This is a genomic window from Patescibacteria group bacterium (genome assembly GCA_022560785.1).
Lineage (GTDB): Bacteria > Patescibacteriota > Minisyncoccia > Phycocordibacterales > JADFSL01 > JADFSL01.
Genome location: JADFSL010000001.1, coordinates 6637 through 13808 on the forward strand (window position 1 = coordinate 6637; position 7172 = coordinate 13808).

9 protein-coding genes (1 of these 9 running past the window's edge) are annotated in these 7172 nt (G+C 41.7%); 7 read left to right on the forward strand and 2 right to left on the reverse strand.

What is annotated here, in order from left to right; translation table 11 throughout:
• The 7 genes from gyrA to IIB50_00080 form a co-directional block, all read left to right on the forward strand.
• On the forward strand, window positions 1-2181 hold the 3' portion of the coding sequence (gene gyrA, locus IIB50_00050; protein ID MCH7529510.1) for a DNA gyrase subunit A. It extends 372 nt beyond the left edge of the window; 2181 of the gene's 2553 nt are visible here — the last part of the coding sequence; the start codon falls outside the window, past its left edge; its stop codon occupies window positions 2179-2181.
• A 61-nt stretch (window positions 2182-2242) separates the two neighbouring features.
• Window positions 2243-2782 (forward strand): class I SAM-dependent methyltransferase, encoded by a 540-nt coding sequence (locus tag IIB50_00055; GenBank protein ID MCH7529511.1) that lies wholly within the window; start codon window positions 2243-2245, stop codon window positions 2780-2782.
• A complete protein-coding gene (locus IIB50_00060) occupies window positions 2779-4068 on the forward strand; it encodes an extracellular solute-binding protein (GenBank protein ID MCH7529512.1) in 1290 nt (429 codons plus the stop codon). Before IIB50_00055 ends, IIB50_00060 begins: the two co-directional genes overlap by 4 nt.
• Window positions 4069-4072: 4 nt before the next feature.
• Complete coding sequence (locus IIB50_00065) at window positions 4073-4498, forward strand: TrbC/VirB2 family protein (protein MCH7529513.1); 426 nt, start codon at window positions 4073-4075, stop codon at window positions 4496-4498.
• Between the two features lie 4 nt (window positions 4499-4502).
• Window positions 4503-4751, forward strand: a complete 249-nt coding sequence (locus tag IIB50_00070; GenBank protein ID MCH7529514.1) for a hypothetical protein — start codon at window positions 4503-4505, stop codon at window positions 4749-4751.
• 123 nt (window positions 4752-4874) lie between these two features.
• The gene (locus tag IIB50_00075) at window positions 4875-5216 is read left to right on the forward strand and encodes a hypothetical protein (protein MCH7529515.1); all 342 of its coding nucleotides are present in this window, start codon (window positions 4875-4877) and stop codon (window positions 5214-5216) included.
• Between the two features lie 18 nt (window positions 5217-5234).
• Window positions 5235-5492: a hypothetical protein gene (locus IIB50_00080; protein MCH7529516.1), complete on the forward strand. Its 258-nt coding sequence runs from the start codon at window positions 5235-5237 to the stop codon at window positions 5490-5492.
• A gap of 116 nt (window positions 5493-5608) precedes the next feature.
• Here IIB50_00080 and IIB50_00085 read toward each other — a convergent pair whose 3' ends face one another.
• On the reverse strand, window positions 5609-6337 hold the full coding sequence (locus tag IIB50_00085) for a hypothetical protein (GenBank protein ID MCH7529517.1): 729 nt from the start codon (window positions 6335-6337) through the stop codon (window positions 5609-5611).
• Window positions 6338-6372: 35 nt separating this feature from the next.
• Window positions 6373-7172: hypothetical protein (locus IIB50_00090; protein ID MCH7529518.1), on the reverse strand; the 800-nt coding region annotated here is incomplete at its 5' end.

The window sequence follows — 7172 nt, forward strand, 5'->3', positions numbered from 1 at the left end:
TATGAGTCTATGGCAAAAAGGGCGCAAGATTTTAATTACAGGTATCCATTAATTAAAGGACAAGGAAACTTTGGTTCCATAGATGGAGATTCGCCAGCGGCAATGCGTTACACCGAAGCCAAGATGTCGTTACTTTCGGCAGAGCTTTTGCGGGACATTGAAAAAGAGACGGTAAAGTGGCGACCAAACTACGACAATACAAAACGGGAACCAGTTGTACTGCCAGCCGCGGTACCGAATCTACTTTTAAACGGCACTTTGGGTATTGCGGTCGGTATGGCAACGAACATTCCACCACACAACCTTGGCGAAGTCTGTGACGCTACCATACATCTCATAGACAACAAAAATGCTACAACCGATGAGCTTCTGCAATTCATCAAAGGTCCCGATTTTCCAATCGGTGGCATCGCATACAATCAGAAAGACATTCAGCACGCCTATGCGACCGGTAAAGGAGGGATTGTTGTGCGTGGGGAATGCGAGATCGTTGAAGATAAAAAAGGGAGTTTCCAAATTGTTATTACTTCGATTCCATATCGTGTCAACAAGTCAGATTTGATTATAAAAATCGCTGATCTTGTTCGTGACAAAAAGCTTGATGGGATTCGTGACCTTCGTGATGAATCAACCAAAGACATTCGAATTGTCATTGAACTTAAAAGTGGAGCACAGCCACAGAAAGTACTCAATTATATATACAAGCACACATCACTTGAAGACACATTTCATATGAATTTGGTGGCGCTTGTTGACGGAGTGCCACAGACGCTTTCACTCAAGGGTGTACTTGAGGAGTTTATTTCTCACCGCCAGTTGATTGTGAAAAGGCGTGCTGAGTTTGACCTTAAAAAAGCAGAAGAACGAGAACATATTCTCTTGGGACTCAAGAAGGCACTAGATCATATTGATCAAATCATCAAACTCATTAAAGCATCAAAAGACGCGCCGGAGGCACATGTGTCGTTGATGAAAGCATTCAAATTCTCAGACAGACAGGCGACGGCAATACTTGAAATGAGATTGCAGAGACTCGCAGGGCTTGAGCGGAAGAAAATTGAAGATGAATTAAATGATGTGCAGGCACTCATTGTGCGCCTTAAGGTACTCTTGGGGAGCGCGAAGAAAATTTCAGCAGTCATCAAGACAGAACTTTCAGATATCACAAAACGCTACGGCGACAATCGAAGAACTAAAATCATCAAACATGGCATCAAATCAATTTCTGATGAAGATATGATTCCTGATGAGGAAAGTATACTTGTCTTGACCGCTGGGGGATATCTTAAACGCACCAATCCTAATGAGTATAAAAAACAGCGGCGGGGAGGTGTTGGCGTTATCGATTTGAACACAAAAGAAGAAGATTTTGTTACTACTTTTTTGACTGCAAGCACACATAGCGACCTACTCTTTTTTTCTGACAAAGGTAAGGCATATCAGATAAAGATGTTTGATGTGCCAGAGGGTCGGCGGGCAACAAAGGGAAAATCAATCATGAACTTTCTCTCTATCTCGCAGAACGAAAATGTAACCTCGGTGCTTGCAATGCCAAAAGAAGTTAAGAAAAATTCACTCTCACTTTTGATGGTAACTAAAAATGGTATTGCAAAGAAAGTCAAAGCAGAAAGTTTCTATGATGTGCGCAGAAGTGGACTCATAGCGATCTCACTTCACAGTGACGATGAGTTGATCTCTGCTTCGTTTGTTGAAAAAGGAGACTTGGTGGTACTCACCACTTCAAAAGGACAGGCAATACGATTTAAAGAATCAGATATTCGAGAAATGGGACGTTCGGCGGCGGGGGTACGGGCAATCAAGCTCTCCTCGGGCGACAGAATTATAGGCACTGGTATTGTACGAAAAAGTCATTCCAATCCATATGTACTGGTACTGAGTAAATTCGGCTACGGAAAGAAAACAAAAATTAAAGACTACAAAATACAGAAGCGAGGCGGTTCTGGAATTAAAACAGCAAAAGTTACTCCAAAGACCGGTGATATAATTGCTTCGCGTATTATTATAGACGATGCAGAAGGCGAGCTCGTTGTTATTTCAAAAAAAGGTCAGGTTATACGAATTGACCTAAAAGAGATTCCGTCACTGGGCAGACAAACTCAAGGTGTGCGTATTATGAAACTGCGTGCAGGAGACAGCATTGCATCACTTATTTGTCTGTAAACAACTCTGTTGGTTTCTTTTCTTGTTTGGATGCATCAAGGGCGATATACTTTTATAGAGTATGATTGATAAGAAATTTTCTGATCCAAAGAAAAATATACAACAATTCAAACTGCGTGAAGGCATGCGGGTTGCTGACTTTGGTTCTGGGTCTGGCCACTACAGTAGAGCGGCAGCACAGATTGTGGGAGAGTACGGGCGGGTGTATGCGATAGATATTCAAAAAGAACTTCTCAGAGAGGTGAAGAATTTTTCAAGCAGAGAGCAACAAGATACGATTGATGTTCTGTGTGGTGATATTGAAACACTAGGGGGAAGCAAACTCCCTGATGAGTCAGTCGATGCGGTAATATTGACTAACATACTATTTCAAATTGAAGACAAAGAAACCACTATTTCTGAAGCACGGCGTGTACTCAAGAGCGGAGGCAGTATATTTTTTATTGATTGGTTTGAATCGTTTGGTAACATCGGGCCACATTCAGATGTTGTGATTGATAAAGCGACTGCAAAGAATTTATTTGAGCAGGGCGGGTTTGCACTTGAACGAGAGTTTAAAGCAGGAGCACACCACTATGGTCTGGTATTTAAGAAAACATGAGTAATTTCAAAATAATTATTATCGCGGTGTTTGTGGTGTTTGCAATAGTTGGCATAATCTTTTTTGCCGGCTTTGGTGGTTCTGGCGGTGGCAATACTACGATAGGTCCTGTGGTGATATGGGGAACGCTTGATGCTCGTACCATGAATGGTCTTCTAAAAGAGATACGGGCGGTTCGCGAGGATTTCGATACGGTAACGTATATAGAGAAAGACGAGCGTACATTTGATACCGAATTTGTAAATGCGCTCGCTGTAGGCATCGGTCCTGATCTCATTCTTTTGTCACAAGATTCAATTCTGAAGCACCGCGATAAGATAATCAATATTTCTTATGATGTTTATTCGCAGAGGACTTTTAAAGACACTTTTATTGAAGAAGGAGAATTGTACATGACTCCGGATGGAATTCTCGGTTTGCCATTTACGATTGATCCAATGGTTCTCTACTGGAACCGGGACATACTCTCTTCAGCGGGTGTGTCAGCACCTCCACGGTACTGGGATGAATTATTTACTTTAAGTCCAATTATTACACAACGGGATCGGGCGGCTAACATTGTGACAAGTCTCACAGCACTCGGCGAGTATCGAAATGTTGACCACGCAAAGGAGATTCTCTCCACCCTTATTATTCAGGCCGGCAATAAAATTATAAATCGGCATGACGGAGAGTTGGAGGTTGTATTACGGGAACAGGGTGAGTCTGTCATTGCTCCTGCCGAAGCTGCTTTGCGCTTTTACACCGAGTTTTCAAATCCAGTTAAATCAGTGTACTCATGGAATAGGGCATTACCGAGTTCCAGGCAGTCGTTTATTGCGGGAGATTTGGCTCTCTACATTGGCTTTGCAAGCGAGTTGGTAGGATTGCGAAATGCAAACCCAAACCTTAATTTTGATGTTGCGCCACTACCGCAGTCGCGTGATGGTAGTACCAAAATAACATTTGGAAAAATGAGCAGCTTTGCAATTCCTCGGACTGCTCCTAATCCAAATGCCTCTTTTTCCGCAGCGCTAGCACTCACAAGTCAAGAACCACTTATTATTCTTGCAGAAGTAACCGGACTGCCCCCAGTAAGGCGCGATTTGCTTGCTGTACGCCCCACTGATGCATTTCGGTCTATATTTTACGACTCGGCACTCATGGCGCGTGCATGGCTTGATCCTAACGATGAAAAGTCGGGAGAGATATTCAAGGACATGATAGAAAATGTTATATCGGGTCGCTCTCGTCTGAGTGAGGCAGTGCGTATTGCAGACGAGGAATTGAAGAATTTGTTACAATAGCAATATGAAAAGAGCTAGAAAAATTGTTTTTACACTGTACGCTGGTCTTTTATTGTTACCTTCTTCTATATTATTAGCCGGTCATGCTACTGGACACACACCTTCCGTAGACGGCGACGGACTCAAAAATCCATTACGGTTTAGCAGTCTTGATCAATTTCTGACGGCACTTCTAGATGTATTGGTACAGATTGCATTTCCCATTATAGTACTCGCGGTGATTTACACCGGATTTTTATTTGTTGCCGCTCGTGGCAACAAAGATAAATTAGAAGAGGCAAAACGAGCATTTCTCTGGACGGTAATAGGAGGTCTTGTTGTGCTCGGTGCAGCAACGCTTTCAAAAGCGATAGAAGGAACAGTTGACCAATTGAGAGCTGTGAGAGCTGATAGCCCTGCAATACACCTTGTGTTAGGTGACGAAGAATAGTGATATGCAGATAAATACACTTGGCGATTTAATTTATGTAATTACCGACATACTTCAGGCAATTGTTCCTGTGCTGATTGCCCTCGCACTCCTTTACTTTTTCTGGGGGATGGCAAACTTTCTTATTCTCCACGCTGACAGTGAAGTTGAGAGGGAAAAGGGTCGCAGTGTAATGTTCTGGGGCATAATAACTTTTTTTGTGATGGTGTCAGTATGGGGGATATTACATATGCTTGAAGCGACATTCTTTTAATTGGACTGAGGTAGTCCACATATCTTTATTTACAAAGTACATACCTTTGTACTATTATTATCATGGAAGGTAATATATCGGTCGTCTTGTTTAATATTTAATTTATACATTTGTTATAATCTAATGAAAAAATTTATTCCACTTGGAATTCTCGCTCTCTCTCCAATAGTAGTCAGTGCTCAGGGACTTGATAATGTGATTGATACCGCTGGGAATCTTATTGGTGCAGTTACTCCCGTTGTACTCGCCCTCGCACTCCTTTACTTTTTTTGGGGGCTGGCAAAGTATATTCTTAGCGCCGGCAATGAAGAGAAGAAAACCGAAGGACGCAATATAATGATTTGGGGTTTTCTTGCGTTGTTTATAATGGTGTCAGTGTGGGGTCTCGTGGGCATCCTAGCCGAGACATTCAATGTTGAAACTGGAGGTACCATACCAATACCAAGCGTTGATATTAGGCGTTAATATCTAATGACGCATTAAATGGCTGCTGTAACTGAATTTGTTTCGAATGTCAATCAATATATAATCAATCCATTAATTGGGCTTCTCTTTACCCTTGCCCTTGTTATGTTTCTCTATGGTGGAGCTCAGTTTATTCTTCGCGCTAGCGAAGATGAGGGAAGGGAAACGGGAAAACAGCACATGATTTGGGGAGTAATAGGGATGTTTATCATGATTTCCGTCTTTGGAATTCTAGGAGTGGTGACTAATACATTTGGTATAAGTTTGCCTCAATAACGAAACAAAATTAAAGATAAAATGCGCGGACGGGTCCGCGCATTTTGAGGTATAAAAAGAAAAAGCGGAAATAACTAACTAATTAGTTATTTCCGCTTGAAGTGAAGTCCCTATCTTTACGATAGAGGAGTTTTAGAGATTACTATTGTTATCTCTGTTTCCCTTTGTGCCGTTGCTGTTAGGCACTTGAAGGCACCTATTTCAAGATGTGTATCCCCAGGAGGGTGGTATTTGGAAACTGTTCTGCCACTGGGACGCACTATCGTGAAGTGAATTCCAACAAAAGAATTTTCCCGTTCAATCGTGGTATAGCTTCCACTTGGGGGACAAAATTTCCGTATCGGATCTGTTCCAACCAGAATATTCCATATTCCAAATTTCCGAGATGGTATTGAAGTTGAGACTTTCTGCTTAGCTGAAGCAACTTGCTCCTCTTTGGGTAATGTATCTACAATACTTTTACCGATTCCAATGAGTAATACCATGATGAGTGCAAACCCAATCGGTACTCCAAAAGAAGATAATTTCCCAGGCAATAACAGCAACCCAATCCCGACAAACATCCCTACCATAATGAGCCAGAACAGTGGCTGATTTTCCCATAACAACTTCCATAAGTCAGGAAAAACAACACTCATCGCCATTAGAAGAAAACTGTAACCTACTACAATAAGGACGAGAAGCCAGAGATTTTTGGAAGTAAATATTTCTCCTTCTCCCACTTTTTTCAACTTCTGGTTATTTTTGTCCGACTCCTTTTTATCTTTCTCACCAAGTTCATCAAGAACCTTTTCATCCCGTTTTTTTGCAGAATATCCTATAGCAATTCGAAGTAACAACATCATTGCGAGAATAATAAAGAAAACAACAATTTCGATTCTCATGATTTTTCCTCACTACTGTCTTTTGTGTCTTTTGTCTCTGAAAATACCTCTCCCATAACAGCAGCTATTGAAACAAGATTTGAAAATCCCGATGACCCAGGAATTATGGTCTTCTGTCCAGGATTTTCGGTTATTGCCCGAGCAGTTTCTGCTCCAAGTATTGAACTTGATCTGATATCAAGTTCTTCGGCCATATCTTTGAATCCAGCCGTACGGCCCTCAAGAATTGCTTTTTCAGCTTGACCTGAACCTTCACCCAGCAAACGAAGCTTTTCTTTTTCTGCTTCGGCTCCTATGATAGTGGCTCTTGCTTCAGCTGTAGCCATAGGCACTAATTGGATAGCATTTCTCAGCTCATCGGGGAAATTAATTGCCTTGATTTGGGCGTTTTCCATATAAACACCCCATAATCTGACACGCTTCCCAATCTCTTTTTTTAGATCATTGTTATATGAAGTGAGATTTTTGAGTGCTACAGCTGGAGTGATTTTTGCAAATTCACTTGTAAGCATTGCAACAGCACTGTCTTGCATTTGCCGCCGAGCTTCCTTGCGAGAGCCAATTGTTGTTAGAAAGGTAATGAATTTTGAGATTCTCCACCTAACTATAATAGCAACCTCAGCTATGATACGAACATCAAGAGGATCATCGGACCCTTCCTCCGGAAAACCAAATGGAATCTTGATGGGCAAGGACACTTCATCTGGATTGGCATGCAGTTCATCTTGAATGACAAGTCTCGTTTCTTCGGACAATCTAAAGAAGCCAAATGGAATAAAAGCAAGACCGGACGAAA